This window comes from Sphaerisporangium sp. NPDC005288, assembly GCF_040607475.1.
GTDB lineage: Bacteria > Actinomycetota > Actinomycetes > Streptosporangiales > Streptosporangiaceae > Sphaerisporangium > Sphaerisporangium rhizosphaerae.
The window spans coordinates 143,362-167,869 of sequence record NZ_JBEXGT010000018.1; the positions used below are offsets into that span (position 1 = coordinate 143,362).

Annotated in this window: 24 protein-coding genes and 2 pseudogenes; 13 read left to right on the plus strand and 13 right to left on the minus strand. The window is 74.2% G+C overall.

The features are described from left to right. Window positions 1-67 precede the first annotated feature (67 nt). Entirely contained in the window at window positions 68-925 is an 858-nt protein-coding gene (locus tag ABZU32_RS18905; protein ID WP_354923781.1) for a helix-turn-helix domain-containing protein, read from the minus strand. A gap of 77 nt (window positions 926-1,002) precedes the next feature. Between ABZU32_RS18905 and ABZU32_RS18910 the strand changes: the two genes are divergently transcribed. The 6 genes from ABZU32_RS18910 to ABZU32_RS18935 all read left to right on the plus strand — a co-directional run bounded on the left by ABZU32_RS18910 (window position 1,003) and on the right by ABZU32_RS18935 (window position 5,487). Continuing rightward, entirely contained in the window at window positions 1,003-1,881 is an 879-nt protein-coding gene (locus ABZU32_RS18910; RefSeq protein ID WP_354923783.1) for an alpha/beta fold hydrolase, read from the plus strand. A gap of 238 nt (window positions 1,882-2,119) precedes the next feature. Continuing rightward, entirely contained in the window at window positions 2,120-2,530 is a 411-nt protein-coding gene (locus tag ABZU32_RS18915) for a helix-turn-helix transcriptional regulator (protein ID WP_354847616.1), read from the plus strand. Between the two features lie 11 nt (window positions 2,531-2,541). Continuing rightward, a complete protein-coding gene (gene modA / locus ABZU32_RS18920) occupies window positions 2,542-3,348 on the plus strand; it encodes a molybdate ABC transporter substrate-binding protein (RefSeq protein WP_354923785.1) in 807 nt (268 codons plus the stop codon). Window positions 3,349-3,353: 5 nt separating this feature from the next. Next, a complete protein-coding gene (locus ABZU32_RS18925; protein ID WP_354923787.1) occupies window positions 3,354-4,202 on the plus strand; it encodes an ABC transporter permease in 849 nt (282 codons plus the stop codon). Continuing rightward, window positions 4,199-5,230, plus strand: a complete 1,032-nt coding sequence (locus ABZU32_RS18930) for an ABC transporter ATP-binding protein (protein ID WP_354923789.1) — start codon at window positions 4,199-4,201, stop codon at window positions 5,228-5,230. The genes ABZU32_RS18925 and ABZU32_RS18930 overlap by 4 nt, the downstream gene beginning before the upstream one ends. Continuing rightward, window positions 5,227-5,487, plus strand: a complete 261-nt coding sequence (locus tag ABZU32_RS18935; protein WP_354923791.1) for a hypothetical protein — start codon at window positions 5,227-5,229, stop codon at window positions 5,485-5,487. Before ABZU32_RS18930 ends, ABZU32_RS18935 begins: the two co-directional genes overlap by 4 nt. An 82-nt stretch (window positions 5,488-5,569) precedes the next feature. On the opposite strand, the gene ABZU32_RS18940 is transcribed toward ABZU32_RS18935, so the two are convergent. Then, window positions 5,570-6,190: a hypothetical protein gene (locus ABZU32_RS18940; protein WP_354923793.1), complete on the minus strand. Its 621-nt coding sequence runs from the start codon at window positions 6,188-6,190 to the stop codon at window positions 5,570-5,572. 288 nt (window positions 6,191-6,478) lie between these two features. On the opposite strand from ABZU32_RS18940, the gene ABZU32_RS18945 reads away from it, so the two are divergent. Beyond that, on the plus strand, window positions 6,479-7,732 hold the full coding sequence (locus ABZU32_RS18945) for a BadF/BadG/BcrA/BcrD ATPase family protein (RefSeq protein ID WP_354923795.1): 1,254 nt from the start codon (window positions 6,479-6,481) through the stop codon (window positions 7,730-7,732). A gap of 119 nt (window positions 7,733-7,851) precedes the next feature. Here the strand turns inward: ABZU32_RS18945 and ABZU32_RS18950 are convergent, their stop codons facing one another. Beyond that, window positions 7,852-9,585, minus strand: coding sequence for a family 10 glycosylhydrolase (locus tag ABZU32_RS18950; RefSeq protein ID WP_354923797.1), 1,734 nt, complete (start codon window positions 9,583-9,585; stop codon window positions 7,852-7,854). 318 nt (window positions 9,586-9,903) lie between these two features. On the opposite strand from ABZU32_RS18950, the gene ABZU32_RS18955 reads away from it, so the two are divergent. Together ABZU32_RS18955 and ABZU32_RS18960 are read left to right on the plus strand one after the other, a co-directional pair. Beyond that, complete coding sequence (locus tag ABZU32_RS18955) at window positions 9,904-11,415, plus strand: glycoside hydrolase family 3 N-terminal domain-containing protein (protein ID WP_354923798.1); 1,512 nt, start codon at window positions 9,904-9,906, stop codon at window positions 11,413-11,415. A gap of 138 nt (window positions 11,416-11,553) precedes the next feature. Next, on the plus strand, window positions 11,554-12,459 hold the full coding sequence (locus ABZU32_RS18960) for a MurR/RpiR family transcriptional regulator (RefSeq protein ID WP_354923800.1): 906 nt from the start codon (window positions 11,554-11,556) through the stop codon (window positions 12,457-12,459). 322 nt (window positions 12,460-12,781) lie between these two features. Here the strand turns inward: ABZU32_RS18960 and ABZU32_RS18965 are convergent, their stop codons facing one another. The 6 genes from ABZU32_RS18965 to ABZU32_RS18990 form a co-directional block, all read right to left on the minus strand. After that, window positions 12,782-12,949: a hypothetical protein gene (locus tag ABZU32_RS18965; protein WP_354847591.1), complete on the minus strand. Its 168-nt coding sequence runs from the start codon at window positions 12,947-12,949 to the stop codon at window positions 12,782-12,784. A gap of 250 nt (window positions 12,950-13,199) precedes the next feature. Next, entirely contained in the window at window positions 13,200-13,913 is a 714-nt protein-coding gene (locus tag ABZU32_RS18970; protein ID WP_354847588.1) for a hypothetical protein, read from the minus strand. Between the two features lie 280 nt (window positions 13,914-14,193). Further along, complete coding sequence (locus ABZU32_RS18975) at window positions 14,194-15,255, minus strand: hypothetical protein (RefSeq protein WP_354923802.1); 1,062 nt, start codon at window positions 15,253-15,255, stop codon at window positions 14,194-14,196. 142 nt (window positions 15,256-15,397) lie between these two features. Next, window positions 15,398-15,760 carry a hypothetical protein gene (locus ABZU32_RS18980; RefSeq protein ID WP_354923804.1) on the minus strand — a complete coding sequence of 121 codons (363 nt, stop codon included), beginning with the start codon at window positions 15,758-15,760 and terminating at the stop codon, window positions 15,398-15,400. A 126-nt stretch (window positions 15,761-15,886) separates the two neighbouring features. Then, window positions 15,887-17,275, minus strand: coding sequence for a cellulose binding domain-containing protein (locus ABZU32_RS18985; RefSeq protein ID WP_354923805.1), 1,389 nt, complete (start codon window positions 17,273-17,275; stop codon window positions 15,887-15,889). Window positions 17,276-17,357: 82 nt separating this feature from the next. Continuing rightward, window positions 17,358-18,887: an SDR family oxidoreductase gene (locus tag ABZU32_RS18990; protein WP_354923806.1), complete on the minus strand. Its 1,530-nt coding sequence runs from the start codon at window positions 18,885-18,887 to the stop codon at window positions 17,358-17,360. Window positions 18,888-19,050: 163 nt separating this feature from the next. Between ABZU32_RS18990 and ABZU32_RS18995 the strand changes: the two genes are divergently transcribed. Both ABZU32_RS18995 and ABZU32_RS19000 read left to right on the plus strand, forming a co-directional pair. Next, the gene (locus ABZU32_RS18995) at window positions 19,051-19,461 is read left to right on the plus strand and encodes a nitroreductase family deazaflavin-dependent oxidoreductase (protein WP_354847578.1); all 411 of its coding nucleotides are present in this window, start codon (window positions 19,051-19,053) and stop codon (window positions 19,459-19,461) included. Window positions 19,462-19,770: 309 nt separating this feature from the next. Next, window positions 19,771-20,532, plus strand: a complete 762-nt coding sequence (locus tag ABZU32_RS19000) for a rhomboid family intramembrane serine protease (RefSeq protein ID WP_354923808.1) — start codon at window positions 19,771-19,773, stop codon at window positions 20,530-20,532. A 91-nt stretch (window positions 20,533-20,623) separates the two neighbouring features. Here the strand turns inward: ABZU32_RS19000 and ABZU32_RS19005 are convergent, their stop codons facing one another. After that, on the minus strand, window positions 20,624-21,022 hold the full coding sequence (locus tag ABZU32_RS19005; RefSeq protein ID WP_354923810.1) for a VOC family protein: 399 nt from the start codon (window positions 21,020-21,022) through the stop codon (window positions 20,624-20,626). A gap of 57 nt (window positions 21,023-21,079) precedes the next feature. On the opposite strand from ABZU32_RS19005, the gene ABZU32_RS19010 reads away from it, so the two are divergent. Then, the gene (locus ABZU32_RS19010; protein ID WP_354847570.1) at window positions 21,080-21,595 is read left to right on the plus strand and encodes a MarR family winged helix-turn-helix transcriptional regulator; all 516 of its coding nucleotides are present in this window, start codon (window positions 21,080-21,082) and stop codon (window positions 21,593-21,595) included. Next, window positions 21,592-21,861 (plus strand): DUF4031 domain-containing protein, encoded by a 270-nt coding sequence (locus ABZU32_RS19015; protein ID WP_354847567.1) that lies wholly within the window; start codon window positions 21,592-21,594, stop codon window positions 21,859-21,861. The genes ABZU32_RS19010 and ABZU32_RS19015 overlap by 4 nt, the downstream gene beginning before the upstream one ends. 191 nt (window positions 21,862-22,052) lie before the next feature. Here the strand turns inward: ABZU32_RS19015 and ABZU32_RS19020 are convergent. From ABZU32_RS19020 to ABZU32_RS19030, 3 genes and pseudogenes are all read right to left on the minus strand, one after another. Next, window positions 22,053-22,367, minus strand: a pseudogene (locus ABZU32_RS19020) (metal-dependent phosphohydrolase); the annotation flags it as partial. 222 nt (window positions 22,368-22,589) lie between these two features. Continuing rightward, window positions 22,590-22,790, minus strand: a pseudogene (locus ABZU32_RS19025) (metal-dependent phosphohydrolase); the annotation flags it as partial. 520 nt (window positions 22,791-23,310) lie between these two features. Then, on the minus strand, window positions 23,311-24,060 hold the full coding sequence (locus tag ABZU32_RS19030; protein WP_354923812.1) for a hypothetical protein: 750 nt from the start codon (window positions 24,058-24,060) through the stop codon (window positions 23,311-23,313). Between the last annotated feature and the right edge of the window lie 448 nt (window positions 24,061-24,508).

Sequence of the window (24,508 nt, forward strand, 5' to 3'; positions counted from 1 at the left end):
GCCGGCCATGCCCGCCATGCCGGGCGGGCCGGTGCCGGACGTGCCGGGCGGACTGGTGCCGGGCGGCTCAGCGGCGTGGGTCTGGCGCGGGCGTCGCACGGCCGGGCCAGGCGAGGTCGTCGACCGCGAGGAACCGCTCGCCGGCCACGGCCCCGGGCGTCACTCCGGTGAACGCCACGACGTCGCGATGCAGGTGCGACTGGTCGGTGTAGCCGCCGTCGGCCGCGACGCCGGCCGCGTCCTGTCCCGCGGCCAGGCGGTGGGCGGCGTGGTCGAAGCGGACCAGCTTCGCGGCGCGCTTGGGCGGCAGGCCGATCTGCGAGCGGAACCGGGACCACAGGCGCTTGCGGCTCCAGCCGAGCTCGGCCGCCAGCCCGTCGACCCGGACCAGGCCGCGGCCGGCGACGATGCGGCGCCAGGCCCAGGCCACCTCCGGGTCCACGGCCCGCCCCGCCGCACGCCGCCGGGCGAGCAGCGCCTCGGTCAGCGCGAAGCGATCCTCCCAGGAGGAGGCCTCGGCCAGCCGCTCACGCAGCCGTGCGGCCTCCCGGCCCCACAGGTCGCCCAGGGCCACCACAGCGCCGTCGAGGTCGGCGGGAGGGAGGCCCAGAACCGCGCGCGCGATCACCGGGGACAGGCGCACCTGCACGCACTCGAGGTTCACGCCCCGCGCCCAGACAGCGCCGCCGGACCCGAGCCCGGGCCCGGCGGCGACGCTTCCCCGCTCCCGCCGCCCGGCGGCGTAGTCCACGACGGGCGAACCGGCGCCGAACTCCACGAGCAGTGTCACGGCCGGGTGCGGGACCATCCGGAGCGCGTCCAGGTCACCGACGCGGAACCCGGCCATGGTGACACCGGCCACCCGGCTGGGACCCCGCGGGCACGCGACGTCCCACACAGCCGCACCGTGCACGAACGTCCGCACCGCCCCATGCTATGGCCGGACGGCCGAGGGGAACATTCGTCCAATCCACCGGCGCGCACCGGCGCGACGATCGCCTCATGACCATCTCTGACGGCGGACCGCACGCGAACGGCGGCGCCGAGACCACCGAGAGTTCAATCCTGTCCCTGGACGACGGCGACATCCACGTGTGCCAGGACGGCCCCCGCGACGCCCCCGCACTCCTGCTCATCCACGGGTCGGCGTCCTCGACCCGCTCGTGGGACCCGCTGGTCCCGCTGCTGGCCGCATCCCATCGCGTCATCCGGATCGACCTGCTGGGGCACGGCCGGTCGGCCAAGCCGGCCGGCCCCGGCTACGCGCTCCCGGACCAGGCCCACCGGGTGGGCGTGGCGATGGACCGGCTCGGCGCCGGGCGCGTCGTGGTCATCGGCCACTCCAGCGGCGGCGCGGTGGCCACCGCTCTCGCCGAACAGCGACCCGGCCTGGTGGACGCGCTCGCGCTCATCAACACCGGACCGAGCCTGGACGCCTTCATCGCGTCGGAGTCCGCCGCGATCAGCCCCTCGCAGTGGCCGCCCACCGACGAGCTGATCCGCCGGTTCGCGAGCACCGGCTTCAGCCGCCCGGGCTACCGGATCCCCCAGGAGCTGCTGGACGAGGTGCGCTTCATGACCTACCACACGCTCACCGCGACGATGCAAGGCACTCGCGACTACCTGGAGCAGCGGGCGCTCCCCGACCGGCTGGCGCCCCTCGGCAAGCCACTGCTGGTGATCTTCGGTGCGGACGACCGCCGATGGCGGTCGTCCTCCGCGGCCGGCTACCACGCCGTTCCGGGGGCGGAGGTCGTGTTGCTGCCCGGCCTTGGGCACTCCCCGAACCTGGAGGACCCGCCGCGGACCGCCACCCTCCTCCTGGCCTTCGCCGCGATCCACGCCACCCCTCCGGCGGACCACCCGGCGGAGGCCGGGTGATCCCGGAGCAGCCCAGGTGATCCCGGAGCAGCCCGGGTGATCCAGGCGGAGCCCGGGTGATCCAGGCGGAGGCGATCGCCGGCCCCGGCCGGACCCGATCCGGCCGGGGCCGGCGCGTGGAGCCGGGCACGACTCCGATCCCCTTCGTGGATGCCATGACAATGCCGTGCATCAGGCCGCGATTGCGGTAGAAGATGGGCATTGGCGGTGGAATGTGCGAGGGGTAGGGTGAGGGTCTGTGACGACGTTCCGGATCAGCGAGGCCGCCGCGTTGCTCGGGGTCAGCTCCGACACCGTCCGCCGATGGGTGGACGCGGGCCGGCTGAGAGCCGAGCGGGACGAGAACGGCCACCGGCGGCTGAACGGCGCCGACCTGGCCGAGTTCGCCCGCACCCAGGTCGAGACGGTCGACGGCGGCCGTTCCTCGGCGCGTAATCGCTTCCGCGGCATCGTGACCGAGGTGATCAAGGACGCGGTGATGGCGCAGGTCGAGATCGCCGCGGGGCCGTTCCGGGTGGTGTCGCTGATGAGCCGCCAGGCCGCCGACGAGCTCGGCCTGGCGGTGGGGGTGGTGGCGGTCGCCGTGATCAAGTCCACCAACGTCGTCGTGGAGATCCCCGGCCACGAGCGTGTCGCCGGCAGCCTGTGAGGAGCGCCCCTTTGGTGTTCAGTCGTCTTGCCCCGTGGGCCGTGGCCCTGCCGGTCGCGCTCGCACTCGGGCTGTTGGGGTGCGGTGCCGGCGAACCGGCCGCCTCCACGACGCCGGCCGCCGGGCCGGCCTCCGCGGCCGGTGCGGCCACCGAGGTGACGGTGTTCGCGGCGGCCTCGCTGACCGGCACGTTCACCGAGCTGGGCAAGGCCTTCGAGGCCGCCCACCCCGGGACGAGCGTGAGGTTCAACTTCGGCTCCAGCGCGACCCTGGCCCAGCAGATCACCCAGGGCGCCCCGGCCGACGTGTTCGCCGCGGCGAGCCCGGCCACGATGAAGACCGTCACCGACGCCTCGCTCGCGAGCTCCCCGACGACGTTCGCGCGCAACAAGCTGCAGATCGCCGTGCCCGCCGCCAACCCGGCCAAGGTGGAAGGGCTGAAGGACCTCACCGACCCCAAGGTGAAGGTCGCGCTGTGCGCCGAGCAGGTGCCGTGCGGCGCCGCGGCGGCCAAGGCACTGGAGGCCGCCGGGCTCACGGTCAAACCCGTCACGCTGGAGCAGGACGTCAAGGCCACGCTGACCAAGGTCGAACTGGGCGAGGTGGACGCGGCGCTGGTCTACCGCACCGACGTGATCGCCTCGGCGGGCAAGGTGAACGGCATCGAGTTCCCGGAGGCGGACAAGGCGATCAACGACTATCCGATCGCCACCCTCGCCAAGGCTCCGGCCGGTGACCTGGCCGGGCAGTTCGTGGACCTGGTGCTGTCGCCGCAGGGCAAGGACGTGCTGACCAAGGCCGGCTTCGAGGCGCCCTGACCCGCATGAGCACCTCCCCTCGAAGCCGCCTGAGCCGCCGAAGCCACCGGAGCGGCCGAAGCCGTCAGGGCATCGCCGGCCGCCTGCCGTGGGTGCTGGTGGCGCCCGCGCTGGCCGGGCTGGCGTTCCTGGTGCTGCCGCTCGCCGGGCTGCTGGTGCGGGCTCCGTGGGCCACGCTGCCGCGACGGCTGGGCGAGCCGAACGTGCTGGAGGCGCTGCGGCTGTCGCTGGTGACCGCCACGATCGCGACCGCGGGGTGCCTGCTGCTCGGCGTGCCGCTGGCCTGGCTGCTGGCCCGCGTGGACTTCCCCGGCCGGCGCGTGGTCCGTGCCCTGGTCACCGTGCCGCTGGTGCTGCCGCCGGTCGTCGGCGGCGTGGCGCTGCTGCTGGTGCTGGGGCGGCGCGGGCTGGTCGGGCAGTGGCTGGAGGCGAGCTTCGGGATCACGCTGCCGTTCACCACCGCGGGAGTGGTCGTGGCCGAGGCGTTCGTCGCGATGCCCTTCCTGGTCATCAGCGTCGAGGGCGCGCTGCGCGCCGCCGACCTGCGGTTCGAGGAGGCCGCCGCCACGCTGGGCGCCTCGCGGTGGAGGGTGTTCCGCCGGGTCACGCTGCCGCTCATCATGCCCGGCGTGGTGGCGGGGGCGGTGCTGTGCTGGGCGCGGGCGCTGGGCGAGTTCGGGGCGACGATCACCTTCGCGGGCAACTTCCCCGGGACGACGCGGACGATGCCGCTGGCCGTCTACCTGGCGCTGGAGACCGAGCCGCAGGCGGCGATCGTGCTCAGCCTGGTCCTGCTGGCCGTCTCGGTCGTCATCCTGGCGAGCCTGCGCGACCGGTGGGTGAGCGCGCCATGACGCTGGAAGCCCGTCTCGTGGTCGCCAGGACCGCGTTCACGCTGGACATCGAGGTGAAGGTCGCGCCGGGAGAGGTCGTCGCGCTGCTCGGCCCGAACGGCGCGGGCAAGACCACCGCCCTGCGCGCCCTGGCGGGGCTGATCGCCCTGACCGGCGGCCGTATCCTGCTGGACGGCGCCCCGGTGCAGGCGCTGCCCCCCGACCAGCGGCCGATCGGCATGGTCTTCCAGGACTACCTGCTCTTCCCGCACCTGTCGGCCCTGGACAACGTCGCCTTCGGGCCGCGCTGCCAGGGCGCCTCCAAGGCCGAGTCCCGCCGGGTGGCCGCGGAGCTGCTGGAACGCGTCGGTCTCGCCGACCGGGCCGCCGCCCGGCCCCGTCAGTTGTCCGGCGGCCAGGCCCAGCGGGTGGCGCTGGCCCGCGCGCTCGCCGTCCGGCCGCGGCTGCTCCTGCTGGACGAGCCCCTGGCCGCGCTCGACGCCCACACCCGGCTGGAGATCCGCTCCCGGCTCCGCCGCCACCTGGCCGACTTCGACGGCGCCACCGTCCTTGTCACCCACGACCCGCTTGAGGCGATGGTGCTGGCCGACCGACTGATCGTCATCGAGGACGGCGCGGTCGTCCAGCAGGGAACCCCGGCCGAGGTCGCCCGCCGCCCGCGCACCGGTTACGTCGCCCGGCTGGTCGGGCTCAACCTGCATCGCGGTGTGGCCGACGGCGCCCGGGTCATGGTCGGCGCGTTGCCGTTCAGCACCTCGGAACGGCTGGAGGGGCCCGTGTTCGTGGCCTTCCCGCCGGCGGCCGTCGCGCTCTACCGCTCCCGGCCCGACGGCAGCCCGCGCAACCTGTGGGAGGGGCGCATCGAAGGCATCGAACGGCACGGCGACAACGTCCGCGTCCACCTCCAGGGGCCGGTCGCCGCCTTCGCCGACATCACGCCCGCCGCCCTCGCCGAGCTCGACCTGGCCCCGGGGCAGCGGGTCTGGGCGTCGGTGAAGGCCACCGAGACCCACGCGTACCCGGCATGAGCGCCGAGCGGAGGGACCGCGACCACGACTGCAACGCCATCTGCCTCGGCGGTCCGTGCCACGGCCTGCTCACCCACATCGACCAGGACATCGGCGTGCTGTTCGTCCCCATGCCGCGCCGCTCGCCCGAAGAGCCCGAGACGTGCGCGCGCTACCGCGTCACCCGCGAACGGGTCCGCTACTGCGGCCGGGCCGAGCCGTACATCGCCCTGCACTGGGCCGATCCCCCCGACCCCGCGTGCTCCTGCGGCGGTTGACCTCACAACCGCTGCCCGCGCACACCCTTGAGGTCACAACCGCTGCCTGCGCACACCCTGAGATCAGCGGTCCGCCGCCCTCTCAGACGCCGAACAGGGCGAGGACGGCCGCCGATGAGGCGGCTCCGGCCAGGGCGCCCGCGGCCACCTGGGGGACGGTGTGGTGGGCCAGTCGCACACGGGCCCAGCACACCACCGCGACGACCGCCGCGCCGGCCGCGAGCGTGGGCGCCGCCGGCAGGACGCGGGCGAGCACGAGCACGGTGCCCGCCGAGACGGCGGCGTGGAAGGAGATCTTCCAGCGCAACGTCACCGGCACCGTCACCGCGAGGCCGGCCAGCATCGCGCCCACCGTGGCCACCAGCAGGCGCGGAGCGCCCAGGACGGCCAGCAGCACCAGCGTCGCCAGCACCGCGCCGACGGCGACCAGCAACGGCACCGTCCGGCGCGAGCGGTCCACGATGTGCCGGGAGTCCAGCCGCCCGGCGCGGACGCCGAGCGCGATCACCGACGCGGGGACGCCTCCGCACAGCAGCGAGGCGACCAGGCCCCACCAGAACCCGGGGCGCCCGTCGGACACCAGCCCGACCACCGGCGGCAGCGCGATCACCAGCACCTGCGGAGCGAAGATCTCGGTGACCCACCGCGCGGCGCGCCCGGAGACCCCGGCCGTCCTGCTCGCCTCTTCCTCGGTCCCGACCACGCGCCGCCCCATCCCGCTCCCCCGAAGACGCTCCCTGGGCTACGCAGCCTGCCACATCCGGGCCGCCGCCAAGGCCCGCCACAGACGAGTCCCGGCCGCGACCACGCAAGTCGAAGCCCGCGCCCCGCGTGCCGCCACATCCCACCCCGCACCACAGCCCCCGGGAACGCCCAAAGCCCGGAACGGGATCTCGGGAGCATGGTGCCTGACGGGGGCCCTGCACCCGCGGGCCGGATCGGCCGAGGTGGGGCGCCTATACTGCCGGGGAGATCGTCATCGGGGAGGCGTATGCGATCGGCGGAGCCGCTGGTGGTCGGCGTCGACGGCGGTGGGACGAGCACGCGCTGCCTGGTCGCCACGTTCAGCGGCGAGATCGTGGGCCGGGGCCGCGCCGGCGGGGCCAATCCGCGCTCCGCCCGCGACCCGGGCGGCAACCTCGCGCGCGCCCTCACCGAGGCCCTGTCCCAGATCGGCCCGCGGTTCGGCCCGGGCGACGTCGCCGGCGGGGTGTTCGGGCTCGCCGGGGCGAGCGAGGCGGGCCGCAGGCAGGCGGACGCCATCAGCCAGGACGCCTGGCACGGGGCCGGGCTGCCCGGCCGGCCGGTCATCGTCCCGGACATCCTGGTGGCCTTCGCCGGCGCGACCCCGGCGCCCAGCGGCAACGTGATCATCGCGGGCACGGGGGCGGTGGCGGCCCACGTCGAGGACCGCCGGATGGTCCGCCGGTGCGACGGCTACGGCTGGCTGCTCGGCGACGAGGGGTCGGGGGTCTGGATCGGCCGCCGCGCCGTGCAGGCCGCCCTGGCCGCCATCGACGGCCGCGGCCGCCCCACGGTGCTCACCTCGCTGATCGTCCCGACCCTCCGGGAACCGCTGCCGGCCTCCGGGGTGACCCCGCACGCGGACGCCGCCACGGCCCGACCGGCCGGCCCCGGAGCGCCGGCTTCCACCGGCGAAGCTTCCCCGGCCACGGCTCCTACCAGCGAGGCATCCCCGGCTCCGGCTCCAACCGGCGGATCATCCCCGGCTCCGTGCGCGGACGCTCCCCAAGCCGACGCCCTCCAAGCGGACGGCCTCCACACGGACGGCCTCCACACGGACGCCATCCAAGCGGACGGCCTCCGCGCGGACGGTCTCCAAGCGGACGCCCTGCGGAGGGAGGCCCTCACGCAGGCGATCATCGCGGTGGTGTACGACGGGGAGCCGGCCCGGCTGGGCAGGCTGAGCCCGGTCGTGGAGGCGGCGGCCCGGGAGGGCGACCAGGTGGCGCTGGCCATCGTGGACGACGCCGCCCGCCGCCTGGTCGCCACCCTGGCGGCGGTCGGCGAGGGCGATCCCGGCCTGCCCGTGGTGCTGGCCGGCTCGTTGCTGACCCATCCCACGCTGGTCGCCGAACGCGTCCGGCGGTCCCTGCTCGGCCGTCCGGTCGTCCTGGCCCGCGACGGCGCCGCCGGGGCGGCCGCGCTCGCGCTGCGCGCGGCCCTGCCCGCCGGCGCCGCCGCGCAGGCCGAAGCCGCGCACCGCCGCCTCCTCGCGGCCTGAACCACCACCGCGCAGGGCCGAGCCGAGCACCGCCGCCTCCCCGTGGCCTCAACCACCACCGCGCGGAGCCGAGGCCGTACGCCGCCGCCTCATGGCGGCCTGGCCCGTCGCGGCGCCGGTCAGAGGGCGCGGCGGGCGGGGCTGGGCGGGCTCTGGCGGTTGGCGCGGTCGAGAGCGGTGACGCGGTAGTGCGACCCGCGCCCGCCGGCGGGGTCGGTGTACTGGGCGCGGCGCCCGCCGGGCACCACCGCGACGAGATGCGCCGCCAGTTCCTCCGGGTCGCAGCCGTCACGGCCGCCATGACCGCCAACACCGGCATGGGCGGCGCCGCGCGTCGCGGGCGCGGGCGGGCTCCCGGCGGCGGTGGGCTCCGGGCCGCCCGTGGCCGTGGGCGCCGGGGCCGGGTCCTCCTCGTCGAAGCGGTAGACCGCGTACAGCCAGGGTTCGGGCCGGCCTGCGGCCTCGAAGGAAAGGGCGACGCCGCCGCCGGCGGCGGTGCGGGCCTGGGTGAGGACGGGCGTCCTGGGCCGGGGGCCGGAGGCGAGCCGCGGGAGCACCGGAAGCAGCGCCGGGCGCGCGTAGTGGTCGGCCACCAGCCGCGTGGTGGACCCGAGCCGGTCGGCGCGCAGGTCGCCCGCGCTGTAGTAGATGTCGCCGCCGATCTCGGGGTGGTCCAGGTTCAGGGTCAGGTGGCGCGACAGCTCCGCCGGGTCCTGCCAGGCGGCGGGCTGCCCGGCGACGCCCACCTTGTAGGCGGCCTGCCCCACCCACAGCTGTGTCCCGGTGCCGGAGACCACCTGCGACCACCACGGGGCGAGCACCGCGTAGTCGGCCACCGGCAGGCCGATGTTCCAGTAGATCTGCGGGGCGACGTAGTCCAGCCAGCCCCGCTTCACCCACAGGCGGGTGTCGGCGTGCTGGCTGTCGTAGGACTGGGACCCGGAGGTCGCCGAGCCGAGCGGGTCGGTCGTGGCGTTGCGCCAGATGCCGAAGGGGCTCACCCCCCACTGCACCTCCGGCTTGGCCTCCCGGACGCGCTCGCTCATCTCCTCGATCAGCAGGTTGACGTTGTGCCGCCGCCAGGCCGCCTTGTCGGGGAAGCCGGTCCCGTGGTCGGCGTAGGCCTCGGCGTCGTCGAACTCCTGGCCGGCGACGGGGTAGGGGTAGAAGTAGTCGTCGAAGTGGACCCCGTCGATGTCGTACCGCTCGACCGCGTCCATGATGGCGTCCTGCACGAACGCGCGGACCTCCGGCAGTCCGGGGTTGTAGTACAGCTTGCCGCCGTAGGCGACGGGCCAGGCGGGGTTCTGCCGCGCCGGGTGGTCGGGCACGAGCTGTTCGAGGTCGGCCTGCATCGAGACGCGGTAGGGGTTGAACCACGCGTGGAAGGCGAGCCCGCGCTCGTGGGCGGCTTGGACCATGAAGCGGAGCGGGTCGTAGCCCGGGTCCTGACCCTGGACGCCGGTGAGGTACTGCGACCACGGCTCGTACCGGGAGGGCCAGAACGCGTCGGCGGTCGGCCGCACCTGCACGAACACCGCATTGAGCCGCCGCGAGCGCGCGAAGTCCAGCCAGGAGACGAACTCGCTCTTCTGCTGCTCCACGGTCAGCCCTGTGCGGGAGGGCCAGTTGATGTTGACGACCGAGGCGATCCACATGCCGCGCATCCGGCGCGCGGAGGGACCGTCCACCGCGCCGCCGGGCGAAGCGTGCGCGGCGCCGGAGCCGCGCGGTCCGGTGAGCGGGACGGCGCCGGCGGCCCGCGCCTGGGCCTGGCCGAGGGCGACGGGGCTCAACGCGGCCGCGGCGAGGCCGCCGAGTACGGCCCTGCGGGTCAGCGGACGGCTGTTCATGCGGCCTCCTGTCGGCGTGGCGACGCCGCCCTCCCGGACGACGGAGGGGCGGACCTCGCTCCCTGAGGTGCTCCCTGAGGTGCTCTCTGGCGTACTCCGGTGGTGAGGCCGCGCGGACGACCATGACATGCCCGCCCACCGCGGCCTCGGGCGCGAAGATGACAGATAACTTCCCGAGGATCAATGGATCTGAAGAAAGTTGTCATCAGGCCGTGACCTAACCAGGAGCCAATGAAGGAAATCTTCCTAGAAGATACGCGCAAAGCCGTCCATCGCCACAACCGTGGCGGAGCAGGTCCCCGACCACCGGAAGCCCGCATGCCGCACAGTTCCGATCTCGACCGCCTCGCCGCCACGGTGCTCCAGCCCGGGTTCGACGGCACGACCCCGCCCGGCTGGCTGCTCGGCCACCTCGCCGGCGGGCTCGGCGGCGTGGTGCTGTTCGCCCGCAACATCTCCGAGGACACCCCCAGGCTAGTCCGGCGGCTGCGCGAGGAGAATCCGCAGGTCGTCGTGGCCGTGGACGAGGAAGGCGGCACGGTGACCCGCCTCGAGGCCGCCACCGGCAGCTCCTGGCCCGGCAACGCCGCCCTCGGCGTCCTGGACGACCCCGCCACCACCGAGGCGACCGGGCGGGAGATCGGCCTGCTGCTCGCCGAGGCCGGGATCACCCTGGACTACGCCCCGGACGTGGACGTCAACGCCGATCCCGCCAACCCCGTCATCGGCATCCGCTCCTTCGGCGCCGACGCCGGCCTGGTCGCCCGGCACTCGGCCGCCTGGGTCAGCGGGCTGCAGAGCACGGGCGTCGCGGCCTGCGCCAAGCACTTCCCCGGGCACGGCGACACCGTGACCGACTCCCATCTCGCGCTGCCCACCGTGCACGCCTCCCGCGACCTGCTGGAGCGCCGCGACCTGCCGCCCTTCCGCGCCGCCATCGCCGCCGGGGTGCGCGCCGTGATGTGCGGCCATCTCATGGTCCCCGCCCTGGACCCCGCCCTGCCCGCCACGCTGAGCCGCCGCGTCCTGACCGGTCTGCTGCGCCTGGAACTGGGGTTCACGGGGGTGACGGTGACCGACGCGATCGAGATGAAGGCCGTCGCCGCCCTCCTTCCCCCGCCGGAGATCGCCGTGCGCGCGCTCGCCGCGGGCGCCGACGCGATCTGCGTGGGCGCCTCCACCCCCGGCGGCGAGAACGTCACCGCCCTCCGCGAGGGCATCGTCCGCGCGGTCCACGAGGGCGCCCTGCCCGAGTCACGGCTGGCGGAGGCGGCCGGCCGCGTGCGCGCCCTCGCCGCCTGGCACGCCTCCCACGCCTCCCACGGCGCACCGGCCCAGCCGGGGACGATCGGGCGCGACCCTCACTACGGGGTGTCCGCGCTCGGCCTGGACGCCGCCCGGCGGGCGCTGCGGGTCACGATCCCCGCCGGGGACGCCTCGCCGGACCGGCCCGTCCTCACCCGGCCGCCACAGGTGGTCGAGATGACCGCCCGCCCCCACCAGGCGATCGGCGGCGTCCTGCCGTACGGGCCGGGCGAGGCGCTGGCCGCGCTGCTGCCCGGCACCGAGCGCGCCGTCCTGACGCCCGGCCGGGATGCGGTTCCCCCGCTGCGCGAGCCCGAGCAGGCCCCTGTGGTGGTGGTCACGCACGACGCCCACCGGCACGCGTGGATGCGCGACCGCCTGGCGGAGATCCTGCGGCGCCGCCCGGACGCCGTCGTGGTCGAGACGGGCCTGCCCGGCCACCCGGCGGGAGCGGTCTACCTGGCCACCAACGGCAACTCCCGCGTCTCGTCGCTGGCCGCCGCGGAATGGCTCACCGGCCGCTGAAGCCCGGAACGACACAGAACCACGCCGTCGCACGGTTCGCCACGGCCGGCGAAGAGTGGAACGACACAAAACGGCGCCAACTTGGGGGTTCGCCACGACCAGGATTGAGTAATGTGTCGGTAACAGAAAAGGAACCGCATGATCGACCCGCAGCGCTCGACCCCGGAGAACCTGGTCGCCCGGGTGCGGGCCGTGCTCCCCTCGCTGACCCCCTCCGCGCAGATCATCGCGCGGCTCATCCTCGACGATCCGGCGACGGTCGCCCGCAGCACGATCACCGAGCTCAGCGCGGCCTCCTCGACCAGCGAGGCGACCATCGTGCGCACCGCCCGGGTGCTGGGCTTCTCGGGGTACGCCCAGCTCAGGCTGGCGCTGGCCGCGGCCGCCGCCACCCGTCACGGCCCCGACCGGCTCGTTCCCGGCGACCTCGCCCCCGACGACCCGCTTTCCGACGTGATCGCCAAGGTCGCCCGGGCAGAACGCGAGGCCATCGAGGACACCGCGGCCCAGCTGTCCCCCGAACGGCTCGGCGAGGTGGTCGACGCCATCATCGGCGCGCGCCGCGTCGACGTCTACGGGGTGGCCGCCTCGGGGCTGGTCGCGACCGACATGGCGCAGAAACTGCTGCGCATCGGCCTGTCCTCCCACGCCTTCACCGACGCCCACCTGGCGCTGACCAGCGCGGTCCTGCTCAGGGCCGGCGACGTCGCGGTCGGGGTGAGCTGCACCGGCGAGACCCCCGACGTCCTGGAGCCGATGCGCCTGGCGCGCAAGGCGGGGGCGACCACGGTGGCCATCACCAACAACCCGCGCTCGTCGCTGGCCGAGGGGTGCGACCACGTGCTGATCTCGGCCGGCCGCGAGACGGCCTTCCGCCCCGGCGCGCTCGCCAGCAGGATCAGCCAGCTTCTGGTCGTCGACTACGTGTTCGTCGGCGTCGCCCAGCGCACCTCCGAGGTCTCCAACGAGGCCCTCCGCACCACCCGCGACGCCGTGGACACCTTCCTCACAGATTCCCGCTCCCGCCCCCGCCGCCCGTCCTGACCGCTCACTGGCGCACGTGTCCGCGGCGGCGGTGATGCCCGAGAGGTCGCCAGGCAGGTATGACCACCGGGCGATCGGCGACGCGGGCCATGGTTCATGGGAGCGACGTCCGCCCCCCTCGTCATTTCTCGTTACTCGAGATGGCGGCCGTCATCGTGCCGGCCGTCCAGATCACGAGGTACGCCGACCTGCGGCCGCCCGCGGAGCGGTGAGCACCGGCCGGGCGCCCCCGTCCCTGGCCCGCCCTGCGGACGACGCACCGCCCGGGCCGTGCGTCCGCGCGCGGGCCGTGTGTGCGTGAGGCCGGGACGTCCGTGCGGGGTCAGGCCGAGTGGCGGGAGTGGAGGAGGCGGGAGACGGCCATGTAGGCGAGGACGACCACGCCGATGATGAGCGCCCACTTGAGGATGCCCGCGACCAGGCTGATCACGGTGCCGAGCAGCATGAAGCCGATGATGACGGCGGCGATGAGGAGAAGGATTCGAGCCATGACCCCAGGCTAGATCTCCGCGCACCGCCGCGGGACCCCGCGGCGGGTGGTTCAGGGACGAGTCAGGGTCGCCCCTCAGGGTGCGGCCGGGGTTCGCGCTACGCCCCGGCCCCAGGGTGCGGCCGGGGTCGCGCTTCGCCCCATACCCCAGGGCGCCGCCGGGGTCGCGCTTCGCCCCGACCGCAGGGGCGGCCGGGGTTCGCGCTTCGCTTCGGGGCTCGCACGATCAGACTGCGCATCGGAGGCGGGGTCACAGGACGGCGCAGCCGATCGTGACGGGGACGCGGGGGGACCAGCGGCCGGACAGGACGTCGTAGGCCTGGGCGTAGCCGTTGGCGGCCTTGCCGGCGCGCGAGCAGTCGAAGGCGCCGGTCTTCTTGCCGAAGCTGCCGCCCGCGAAGCCGCCGTGGGAGCTCGCGGTCACGGTGCCGCTCCAGAAGGTGCGTCCCGTGTTGTAGCGCAGGTAGAGGCGCACCTGGCCGAAGTTGTAGTGGTCGCCGCTGATCTTGATGCGCGGGATGTCGTCGACCGAGGTGGAGGTCGAGGTGCCGTCGCCGTTGTCGCGCGGCGGCACGGTGTACCGGTTGATCCACAGGCGGGCCGAGACCTTGCGATCGGCGGCCTGCCCGTTGTCCAGGGCGGCCTGACGGCGCACCGCCGGGGTGACGCACACGTCGTCGCCGCTGAACGCCTCCCGCCAGACGTACCCGTCGACGCAGGTGTGCGCGCCGAAGGCGCCGGAGGTCCAGCGCCCGGCGGCGGCGGCGTTGTCCGAGCGGGTCTGGGTGCGGATGCCTCCGGTGACGCAGACGTGGTCCGCGGGGCGGGCCTCGCGCCAGACGAAGCCCTCGCGGCAGGTGTCGGGGCCGAAGTCGCCGGTGGCGGCGGAGGCCGAGGTCGCGGGGACGGTGACCGACAGGCCCGCGACGGCGGCGACGGCGAGTCCGAGGAGGGTGCGCTTCATCGTTGTCTCCTTGAGTGTGAGGGTCCCGCCGCCCCGGCCGGCTCGCCCGGGGCGTCTTTCGCACTCAAGAGATACGGCCGGTCACCTGCAGTCCCATTGACCACCGCTTGACGCCGGCCCGGCAAGCGGGTTGAAAGCGCCGCAAGGGCCGGCGAGCCCACGTCCGATGGGTGCGGACGAGCGCATCGCGGTCGCAGCCGGCGGATCCGGTCGAGGGCTCCAGGTCAGCCGGACGTCGGACGCAGAGCCCGCCGGGAGGCGCCGTCCTCCACCGGCACCGTCAGAAGGGGACGCCGAACAGCACGCGGCGGCCGCGGAACTCGGTGAGGCTCCAGAGCTGGTCCTTCTCGTTCCAGCAGGTGAGGTCCTCCGGGCCGATCGGGAACTTGCGGACCTGCGCCGGCTGCCCGTCCGCGACCACCAGCAGCGAGCCGTTCTTGACCGAGGAGGCCGCCTGGCTGAGGTACCAGCGTCCCTGGCGGGACAGCGCGCCCTGGATCTTGGCCGCCGGGAGGGTGAAGGCGTGCGCGGCGGGCACGAGCCCGTCCGGCCCGGCCTCCAGACCGGCGCCGGCGTCCAGCTCCCAGCGCGCCACCCGTCCGGTCGTGCCGGGCTCCTGCGCGGGGTCCACATACTCGCCGGAGACGAGCAGGTGCGGGCTCGCGCTCCGGTCGACGGCGGCGAAGGAGAACCGGGCGGAGCCGGTGCCGCTCCAGGCGTCCACCTGCGGCATCACGTACCGGTAGCCGAAGGCGTGGTACGCGCCGCCACGCTTGCCGATCTTGTCGTCGTCGCCCTGCACCTCGTAGATGTGCCGGGTGTCGAAGACCCGGATCCCGCGGCCGGTGTCGGCGACGTAGAGCAGGTCGCCGTACCAGGCCATGCCGCCCGCGTGGATGTTGATCGCCTTGTAGTCGGCCCCTCTGACGGGCTCCACGAGCAGGACGTGCCGGTACTTGCGGGTGGCGGTGCTGAGGAAGGAGACGCGCACCCCGCGCTCGGCCGCCTTGCCGTCGGGCTTCCAGTACCAGCTCACCGCGAACACCTGGGCGTCCTTGCGGCCCGCCTCCGAACTGCCGGTGATCCCCTGCGGGTACCAGTCGAGGGTGTCGTTGTCGCCCTGCTCGAAGCAGTACCAGTCGGCGGGCTTGGGCGACATCGACCCGAACGCCGTCGTGGCCCCCTTGCGGACGGCGGTGCGGTTGGCGGCGGCGAGCACGGCCGCGAGGCTCCGTACCGGCAGCGCCCCGGCCAGCGCCGCGACCGCCTGCGGCAGCTCGCGGGTGTCGCGCCGCAGTCTGAACGGCCCCGGGTCCGTCCCGGTCATGAGGCTCGGGCTCATGGGATGCCCCCCGGCTGAACACGTCAGGAGCGGACCGTCGCGGCCACGCCGGCCGCTCCCGCTCGGCCAATGATCAATCACGACAGTCTCCCGCAGGAGCGATATATCCGTCTACGTAATGACGCATCGCCTCGATTTCCGTCTACGTGATGACGCATCCGCTCGCACGACCTGGCATGGCGGCGGCCTTGCCGACCTCCTCCGCAGAAGGCGCGTCCTTGGGATGGCGGGTGAAGTGTGACACGACCTCCGCACCGGCCCGGGTCAGATGGCCCGCCGAAGGCGGAACGCCGTTCAGCTCGATGCTCAGGGGAGCATCGGATTCATAGACCCGCCCGCTCTCCGCCTTCTGCATGAGGGGCAGCACGTGCGGGTTGAGCTCCGAGAGCGAGACGGATGTGTCCTCGCCGCGTTCGGGAGACCACCCGGACGGGTCGTACTGCCGCCAGTGCGACAGCAGGTACGCATCGCCGCCGGCCGCCGGGACCGGCTCGGGCGCGGGCATGGAAAGGGCCGGGTACGGGCGCGCGTACCCGGCCCTTCTCCCGCCACCGCGGGCGGGCGGATCGCCACCGCGGGATGCGGGATCACCACCGCGGGGAGGTCGGGTCACCCCGCCGCGGACCGCTGATCAGCCGGTCGTGCAGGCGGTGCCGTTCAGGGTGAAGGAGGTCGGCGAGGCGTCGCTGGAGGACCAGGTGCCCTGGAACCCGAAGGACGCGGTGCCGTTCGCCGGGATCGACCCGTTGTGGTCCACGTTCCTGGCGGTCACCGACGAGCCGCTCTGCGAGACGGTGGCGTTCCAGGCGTTGGTGACCCTCTGGTCGCCCGGGAAGGTGAAGGCGAGCGTCCAGCCGTTGACGGCGCTCGCGCTGCCGACGGTGATGTTGGCGGTGAATCCGCCGGCCCACTCGCTCTTGGTGTAGGTGACCCGGCAGGAGCCGCCGGGGTTGCCGCCGCCGGAGGTGGTGGTCACCGAGACGGTGTTGGAGGCCTGGGAGGTATTGCCCGCGGCGTCACGCGCCCGCACCGAGAAGGAGTACGCCGTCGAGGCGGACAGCCCGCTGACGTTGTAGGAGGTGCCGCTCGTGGTGCCGACGAGGGTGGAGCCGCGGTAGACGTCGTACCCGGTCACGCCGACGTTGTCGCTGGAGCCGTTCCAGGCCAGGCTCACGCCGCTGGAGGTGACGTTCGAGGCCCGCAGGTTGGACGGCGCGGAGGGCGCCTGGGTGTCGCCCCCGTTGTTGCCGCCGCCGACGGTGTAGGAGAAGTTGTTGACGGCCAGGCCGGTGCCGCCGACCCAGGGCTCGAAGCCGGCCTGCACGCTGGTCATGTACCAGGAGTTCTGCACGTAGCCGCGGCTGAGCATGTCGTTGTAGAACGTGCTGATGTTGAAGCTGATCGAGCTGGTCGGCGAGGTGCGCACGTAGGAGATGACGTTCCAGCCGCTGTTGCCGTACCAGACGTCCCAGGTGCCGCCGGCCAGGTTGACGGTGGCCACCCGGGAGCCCACCGGCTGCACCGACCCGGTGTGGTTGAGCCAGACCATCAGCTCGGCCCCGGTGTTCTGGCCGTCGGTGCGGGCCGTCGGGTCGAACCAGACGTCGTAGGCCGCGTCGTACACGCTGCCGTTGGACGGGTAGGTCATGCTGACGCTGGTCTGGATGCCGGCGAACCGGCTGTCGGTGACGCGCATCGGCAGGCTGCTGCCCGTGCTGCAGTTGGCGTAGTGGCAGCCGGCGTAGACGGCGGGGTAGGAGCCCGGTGCGCCGTTCTGCGGCTTGTTGTGGTTGCCCTGGGTGACGGCGAACCCGCTCGAGGTGACGTTGATGCACTGCTGGGTGTCGTCGCCCCAGTTGTTGTTGATCACGACGTACTTGCCGCCGGCGATGGTGGTGGCGCCGTACTTCTCGCAGATCTGGACGTCCGCGCGGGCGGGACCCGCGACCACCGACATCATGAGGATCGAGCCCACGGCGGCGAGGACGGCCGTCAGGGCTCTCAGTGCTCGGCGTTTCATCTTGCCTCCGGGGGGTGGGATGTGGGAGCGCTCCCAATCTGTCGCGACCCTAGGTTGGCTCACCGCCACCGAACAGGACCCGTTAGCGCGGACGGCCGCGTTCGCCCGGTTGAGCAGGCACGACCCCCGATTGTGCGCTGAAAGTTTCAGTGCCGCCCCCGCCGGCCTCGGCCGCGCGCGCCACGTTGCCGGGCATCCGCCCGAAGATCAGCCCGTGGAACGGGTAGGCCGCCCACCAGTACAGGTGGCCCAGCAGCCCGCGCGGGTGGAAGATCGCCCGCTGGCCGTAGACGGTCGCGCCGTCCTCACGGCGGCAGCACAGTTCCAGCCAGGCGAGCCCTGGCAGGCGCATCTCCGCGCGCAGCCGCAGCAGGCGGCCCGGCTCGATCTCCTCCACCCGCCAGAAGTCCAGGGCGTCGCCGACGCGCAGCCGGGCCGGGTCGCGCCTGCCCCGGCGTAGTCCCACCCCGCCGACGGCCCGGTCGGCGAGGCCGCGCACCCACCAGGCGACCGGCAGGGAGTACCAGCCGTTGCCGCCCCCGATGCCCTCGATGACCCGCCACAGCGCCTCCGGGGAGGCCCGCACCGCCCTGGACCGCTCGTCGATGTACAGGCTGCCGCCCGCCCAGTCGGGGTCGGTCGGCAGCGGGTCGCTGGGCGCGCCGGGCGTCGAGGCCGAGGACCAGCGCGTCGCCACGTCGGCCTCCTTGATGCGCAGCAGGGCGAGCCGCACCGCCTGCCCGAAGGAGGTAAGGCCCTCCGGCGGGTCGGGGATGTACCGGGCGATGTCGTGCTCACGGCAGACCGCCTCGTTACGCAGCGACTCGACCAGCGGCCGCGCCACGCCCGCCGGGACGGGGGTGACCAGCCCGACCCAGTGACTGGAAAGGCTCGGCGTGAGCAGCGGCACCGGGATGATCAGCCGTGGCGGGAGCCCGGCGGCCTCGGCGTAGCCCCGCATCATCTGCGCGTAGGTCAGCACGTCGGGGCCGCCGATGTCGTAAGCCCGCTCGGCGCCCGGCGGAATGTCCAGCGCGCGGACCAGGTAGCGCAGCACGTCCCTGATCGCGATGGGCTGCGTCCGGGTGCGCACCCAGCGGGGCGTGGTCATGACCGGCAGCCGCTCGGTCAGATACCGCAGCATCTCGAAGGACACCGACCCCGAGCCGATGATCACCGACGCCCGGTACGCGACCGTGGGCACTCCCGAGCAGCGCAGGATGGCCTCCACCTCGGCGCGCGAGCGCATGTGCGGGGAGGGCCGCTCGGCGGGGGTGAGGCCGCCGAGGTACACGATGCGGCGCACCCCCGCCTCCCTGGCCGCCACCGCGAAGGTCCGCGCCGCGGCGCGGTCGCGCTCGGCGAAGTCGCGGCCGGCGGCCATGGTGTGGATCAGGTAGAAGGCGACGTCCACCTCTTCCAGGGCCGCTCTGGTCGCCGCCAGGTCGGTGGCGTCCGCCTCGGCGACCTCCACCCGGTCGCGCCACACCTGGCCGCGCAGGCGCGCCGACGAGCGGGCCATGCAGCGCACGGCGTGACCGGCCTCCAGCAACTCGGGCACCAGCCGGCCGCCGATGTAGCCGGTCGCGCCCGTCACCAGGCATCGCGCCATCTCGCCACCCCCTCGACTCCCCTAGCTGATTCGTGCCCCCGGCCCGGGCCGGTTGCGCCACGTGCCCGGCGGGCCCGAGAGGACGGTCTCGTCGTGGAGGCGGATCATCTCCGGGATACCGGGTAGACCCCGGGACATCCACCTATGAAAGAGGGCAATCGACATGCTTTACGGCAAAGAGCACGTTGAGCGGTATCGCGCCACAGATGGCAAGGAAGGCCACGACTGGAACGGCACGACCACGCTGCTCCTCACCACCAAGGGCCGCACGAGCGGCAAGGATCGCGTCAACCCGCTGATCTACCAGCGGCACGGCGACGACTACGTCATCGTCGCCTCCAAGGGCGGCGACCCCAAGTCGCCGGACTGGTACCTGAACCTGCAGGCCCACCCCGAGGTGGAGGTGCAGGTCATGGGCGACCGTTTCCGGGCGAGGGCCCGCACGGCGACGCCGCAGGAGAAGCCTGAGCTGTGGCGGCTGATGACGGCGACCTGGCCGCAGTACGACGAGTACCAGACCAAGACCAACCGCGAGATCCCCGTCGTGGTCCTGGAGCGCACCGGCGACCTGTGATCTCGCCCGCCCCCTTCCCACCGCCGTCCGCGGCGCGCGGGCGGCAGGCGACGGGTCACGGGCGGCGGGCGACGGGCGGCGGCGTGATGGCGTGATGGCCCGCGGTCGGTGGCCTGCGGCCGAGGACGGCGGCGGCCGGTGTCCTTCTTGGAGGACGTCGGCCGCTCCCCGGTGACCGGTGGCCCTGACGGCACGGGATTTGCGAAGATGTCGGGGCGGAACCACAGGGGGAGGCCCGGACGAGGTCCGGCCATGGCGGCCTGCCGGTCGTGAGGGTCCCGCGCGGACGCAGGACCAGGGAGGCACGCGATGGGCAGCGAGAATCAGACGGCCGAAATCATGATCGCCGAGGCGCGGAAGGCGTTCTGGGTCATGGTCGGGTTCCTGGCGCTGATCTGGGTCCTGCAGATCCTGAACGCGATCACCGCCTACTCCCTGAGCCAGTCGTTCGGCATCGTCGCCCGCGACCCCGCCCGGCTGCCCGACATCGTCACCGCGCCGTTCCTGCACTGGAGCTGGGCCCACATCGAGGGCAACTCCGGCCCGCTGTTCGTCTTCGGCTTCCTGGCCGCCTACCGGGGAGTGGTGAAGTTCCTCGGGGTGACCGCGCTGATCGCGGTCGCCAGCGGGCTCGGCGTCTGGTTCGTCGCCGGGCCGAACAGCGTCACGGCGGGCGCGAGCGGCGTCGTGTTCGGGTACTTCGGCTACATCCTGGTCCGGGGTCTGTTCGACCGGCACCGCATCGACATCGTCGTCGGCCTGGTCATGGGCCTCTGCTTCGCCTACCAGTTCACCGGCCTGCTGCCGACCGACGAGTTCAGCTGGCAGGGCCACCTGTTCGGCTTCGCCGGCGGCATCCTCGGCGGCTGGCTGTTCCGCGACCGCCGCCCGCGCGCCGCTTCCGCGCTTCCTGGCGCCGGCGCCGCCGCCGCACGGCCGCTGGGGAGCGCCACCGCGCCCGGCCTGGGGCGGCCCGTTCCCGGCATGCCGGGGGCGAGCCGGCCGGCCCCCACGAGCACCGACTCCTCCCGCGCCGCCCTGATGAAGGAACTCGACGACCTGGGACTGTGACCGCCGGGTTCTCCGAGGGTCTACCACGCGCGTTCGCCGTCCCCCCGATGGCCTTCTTGACGGTGACCGCGTCCGCGAGCCGCGGGGGGCTTCAGTAGGACTGGAACTCCAGCAGGTTGCCGTCGGGGTCGCGCAGGTGGGCGGTGCGCACGGTGGGTCCCCACTCGGGCCGGGCGGCCGGCGCGGCGACGACCCGGCCCCCGTGCCGCTCCCCGCAGGCCGCCGCGGCGTCGACGTCGCCGACGGTGAGCACCAGCATCGCGGCGTCCGACGGCGCCGGGGGTCGCAGGTCGCCCACGACGCCGGCCATCATGGCGCGGTCCAGCAGGGAGAGCAGGGACTGATCTCCCAGCCCCCAGTTGGCGTACGGTCCGGACGGCTCCCCCTTGGCGCGCGTGCCGCCGAGCGCCTCGGTCAGCACGCCGTCGTAGAAGCGGAAGCACTCGGGAAAACGCGACACGAGCAGGCGCGGGTACAGGGCGTCCATCATTGCCTTCCGTTAATCGTTGGTATACACCAATGATTGGTGGTGCCCTATCCTGCCGAGGTGACCGACGTTCCGCAACTGCCGCCCTCCCTGCTCGGCGTGACCGCCTTCGTCCTGTCCAAGACTGGCCTCGCGGGCAGGCGCGGCATGGGCGAGCGACTGGAGTCGATGGGGCTCGGGCTGTGGCACATGGCGGTGCTCGCCGCGCTCGCCGACTTCGGCCCCGCCTCCCAGCGCGATCTCGGCAGGCGGCTCGGCATCGACGCCAGCGACCTGGTCGCCGTGATGGACGCCCTGCTCCCCCGGCGTCTGGTCGACCGCGGGCGCGACCCCGCCGACCGCCGCCGCTACTCGGTGTCGATAACCGCCGAAGGACGCGCGGCTCTGGACGAGGCGCTGCGGCGCGCGGCGGAGGTGCACGACGACATCCTGCGCGCCCTCGACGCGCAGGAGCGGGAGACGCTGCACCGCCTGCTGCGCAAGGCCTACGCGAGCTTGGACCCGCGCGCCGCCCTCCTCCCCGGCGAGACCGACGTGCCAACGGAGCGGGAAACGCCGATATCGTCGCCTTCGTGACCGTGCTCATCGATCCGCCGAACTGGCCGGGGCCGCGCGACCTGCTGTGGTCCCACCTGGTCAGCGACATCTCGCTGGACGAGCTGCACGCCTTCGCCGCCGAGCTGGGCGTCCCGCCCAGGGCGTTCGACCGCGACCACTACGACGTGCCGGAGACGGTGTACGACCGCGCGGTCGCCCTCGGCGCCGAGCCGGTCTCCTCCCAGACGCTGGTGAAACGCCTCATCGCCGCCGGACTCCGCCGGCGCCGCCGCCTGGTCTCCTGACCGCCACGCCCCCCACGTCCCGGCCTCACGACCAGCACACCCGCCGCCCCACACGTCCCGGCCTCACGACCAGCACACCCGCCGCCCCACACGTCCCGGCCTCACGACCAGCACTCCCGCCGCCCCACTTGTCCCGGCCTCCTGAGCGCACGGCCGACGGCGGACGGCGGGCGGCGGACGGCGGCGGCGTCTCAGGGGCCGAGCAGCCGGGCGAGTTCGGCTCGCATGTTGCTCCGCGCCCCGGCCTCCCACAGCTCGCGGGCGAGCGGGGTCCGGTACAGCGTGGGCGCGGCCAGCAGGTCTCGGAGCACGCGCGCCCGGCCCGCCCTGAACGCCTCGTCCGGCACGTGGCGGTACTCCTCCCGCACCGCGCGGGCGTACGCCCCGTACCCTGGTGCGGCGAGCACGGCGAGGTCCGCGTCGCACAGGACCTCGCCGTCGCGGTCGCCCGGCGCGGGGTCGTGCCCGGCGGTCACCCGGACCAGCCGCGCCACCTCGGCGATCCGCCGCGCGTCGAGCCCACCGCCGAAACCACCGTTCAGCCCGCCGCCGAGACCACCGTCCGGCCCACCGTCGAGACCACCGTGCGGCCAACCGTTGAGTCCACCGTCCGGCCCATCGTCGAAACCGCCGTCGAGCGGGCCGTCGAAGCCTCCGGTCGCGCCGGGGCGTCCGGCCGGGGAAGGTGACGGGACGGGCGGAGGGGCGAGCCTGGTGAGCCGCGCCGTGGCGAGCTGAGCACTGCGCTCCTCGTCCCACCCCGGCCGCCCGTCGTACACCGCGTCGTGGAACCAGGCGGCCAGCCGGACCGCCACCGGGTCGGCGGCGAACCCGGCGAGGGGCTCGATCGCGGCGAGCACGGCACGCAGGTGGGCGGGCGTGTGGTAGCGCCGGTGCGGCTCCGACCAGCGCGCGATCAGCTCGGCCATGACGGCGCGGGCCGCCGCCGAGTCTCCGGCGACGGCCGCCCACGCCACCACGAGATCGCCAGCTCCTCCGAGCCCCCCGGCCGGTTCCCCATCCCGGCCGTCCACCCCGGCCGACGCGCGAGCCGCCGCGAGATCGCCGGCGCCTCGGGGCTCGCCCAGTTCCCCACCCCGGCCGTTCGTCCCGGCCGTCGCGCGATCGGTCATCCCCCTATCGTGCCGGGCCGTCCGGCGGTCCGCCACGGCAGGGCTCGACCCAGTCGTCCGGCGGTCCCCCACGGCGGGCTCGACCCGGCCGTCCGACGGTCCCCCACAGCGGGCCCCACAGCGGGGCTCGACTCAGTCGTCCGGCATGGGCAGGTCCCACAGACGGACCGGCAGGGCAAGGCTCAGCCTGACGGCACGGCACGGCACGGCACGGCACGGCACGGCACGGGTCGGGTCGGCTTGGTGGGACGGATGGGACGGCATGGCCTTGGTCGGCTTGGCCCGCCGGTGGGCGGGCCGTGCGGTGCGCCGGGGTTCAGTCGGCGATGTAGGTGATCGAGCGGATCTCGTAGCCTCTGGTCGCGCTGCCGCGGGCGTGCATCAGCATGGCGCCGCCCTCGTACGAGTAGGCGCAGCTCGTGCCGCCGGTCTCCCGGCTGCACCCTTGGTAGATGTAGCCCACGCCGCCGAGCCGGGCGCGGAACAGCTTCTTCACCGCGCCGGCCGAGGCGACCTCCAGGCCCCGGTTCCGATCGCCCGCCTTCCAGGCGCCGAACAGGTGCTTGGCGGCCTTGCCCGCCGTGGTGAGGTGGCGTGACTCGTACACCTTCGTGACGGTGCCCCCCGAGACGATCATCAGGATGCCGTTGAGGGCGCCGGGCACGCGGACGCTGGTGTGGACGAACCTGCACGCTCCGCCCACGCAGCCGGCGAACTCGTCCGGCGCGCGGTAGACGTAGGCGAACAGCGTCTTGACCGCCGCCGGGGTCGCCACGGCGCCGGCCGCCTTCCTGTCGCCGCGCAGCCAGGCGCGGAACAGCCTGTTCGCGACCTTCCCCGGCGCCGGAGCCGCGCCCACCGCGCCCACCGCGCCGACCGCACCCGCCGGCGCCGCGGCCGCCGCCGCCCCACTCGCCGTGGCCGCCGTCACCCCGGCCGGCACCACGGTGCCCGCGTACGCCGGGGCGCTCGCGCGGGCCGTTCCCGCCTCCGCCGTGCCGGCGCCGAACGCCAACGCCGCCGCCGTCATCGCCGCCATGATCACGGCCGTCGTGGATCCACGCATCGCCACTCCCTCTCCCCCGGGGCCTGCCGGCCCCCCGCAGAAGACGCGGCACCGGCCGCACGGGTTCACCGGAGCCTCACCGAACCGGCGACCATCGGCCGGGCGGGCGCGAACCCGGACGCAAAACCGGGCCAGGGCGGGTACGGACACCGAGCCGGACCGGAGCGGAGGGGGTACGGACGCCGAGCCGAGCCGGACCGGAGCGGGTACGGGGCGGGCCAGAACGGGGCGGGGCGGGTACGGACGCCGAGCCGAGCCGGACCGGAGCGGGTACGGGGCGGGCCAGAACGGGGCGGGGCGGGTACGGACGCCGGGTCAGGGCGGGCCGTGCGGGCGCCGGGGCGGGCATGGGCGGGTGTGGACGCCGGGTCAGGGCGGACGGGTGCGGACACCGGACCGGGGCCGGCGCGGACGCCGAACCCGGGCCGGCGCGGACGCCGAACCCGGG

Bases quoted from the DNA above. Each gene is read 5' to 3' on its own strand.
- ABZU32_RS18985 (WP_354923805.1), bottom strand. From the start codon at position 17,275: ATGAAACGCCGAGCACTGAGAGCCCTGACGGCCGTCCTCGCCGCCGTG.
- ABZU32_RS18980 (WP_354923804.1), bottom strand. From the start codon at position 15,760: ATGCCCGCGCCCGAGCCGGTCCCGGCGGCCGGCGGCGATGCGTACCTG.
- ABZU32_RS18960 (WP_354923800.1), top strand. From the start codon at position 11,554: ATGATCGACCCGCAGCGCTCGACCCCGGAGAACCTGGTCGCCCGGGTG.
- ABZU32_RS18935 (WP_354923791.1), top strand. From the start codon at position 5,227: ATGAGCGCCGAGCGGAGGGACCGCGACCACGACTGCAACGCCATCTGC.
- ABZU32_RS18990 (WP_354923806.1), bottom strand. From the start codon at position 18,887: ATGGCGCGATGCCTGGTGACGGGCGCGACCGGCTACATCGGCGGCCGG.
- ABZU32_RS18925 (WP_354923787.1), top strand. From the start codon at position 3,354: ATGAGCACCTCCCCTCGAAGCCGCCTGAGCCGCCGAAGCCACCGGAGC.
- ABZU32_RS18955 (WP_354923798.1), top strand. From the start codon at position 9,904: ATGCCGCACAGTTCCGATCTCGACCGCCTCGCCGCCACGGTGCTCCAG.
- ABZU32_RS19030 (WP_354923812.1), bottom strand. From the start codon at position 24,060: ATGCGTGGATCCACGACGGCCGTGATCATGGCGGCGATGACGGCGGCG.
- ABZU32_RS18970 (WP_354847588.1), bottom strand. From the start codon at position 13,913: ATGAAGCGCACCCTCCTCGGACTCGCCGTCGCCGCCGTCGCGGGCCTG.
- ABZU32_RS19000 (WP_354923808.1), top strand. From the start codon at position 19,771: ATGGGCAGCGAGAATCAGACGGCCGAAATCATGATCGCCGAGGCGCGG.
- ABZU32_RS19005 (WP_354923810.1), bottom strand. From the start codon at position 21,022: ATGATGGACGCCCTGTACCCGCGCCTGCTCGTGTCGCGTTTTCCCGAG.
- ABZU32_RS18910 (WP_354923783.1), top strand. From the start codon at position 1,003: ATGACCATCTCTGACGGCGGACCGCACGCGAACGGCGGCGCCGAGACC.
- ABZU32_RS18945 (WP_354923795.1), top strand. From the start codon at position 6,479: ATGCGATCGGCGGAGCCGCTGGTGGTCGGCGTCGACGGCGGTGGGACG.
- ABZU32_RS18930 (WP_354923789.1), top strand. From the start codon at position 4,199: ATGACGCTGGAAGCCCGTCTCGTGGTCGCCAGGACCGCGTTCACGCTG.
- ABZU32_RS18995 (WP_354847578.1), top strand. From the start codon at position 19,051: ATGCTTTACGGCAAAGAGCACGTTGAGCGGTATCGCGCCACAGATGGC.
- ABZU32_RS18950 (WP_354923797.1), bottom strand. From the start codon at position 9,585: ATGAACAGCCGTCCGCTGACCCGCAGGGCCGTACTCGGCGGCCTCGCC.
- ABZU32_RS18965 (WP_354847591.1), bottom strand. From the start codon at position 12,949: ATGGCTCGAATCCTTCTCCTCATCGCCGCCGTCATCATCGGCTTCATG.
- ABZU32_RS18975 (WP_354923802.1), bottom strand. From the start codon at position 15,255: ATGAGCCCGAGCCTCATGACCGGGACGGACCCGGGGCCGTTCAGACTG.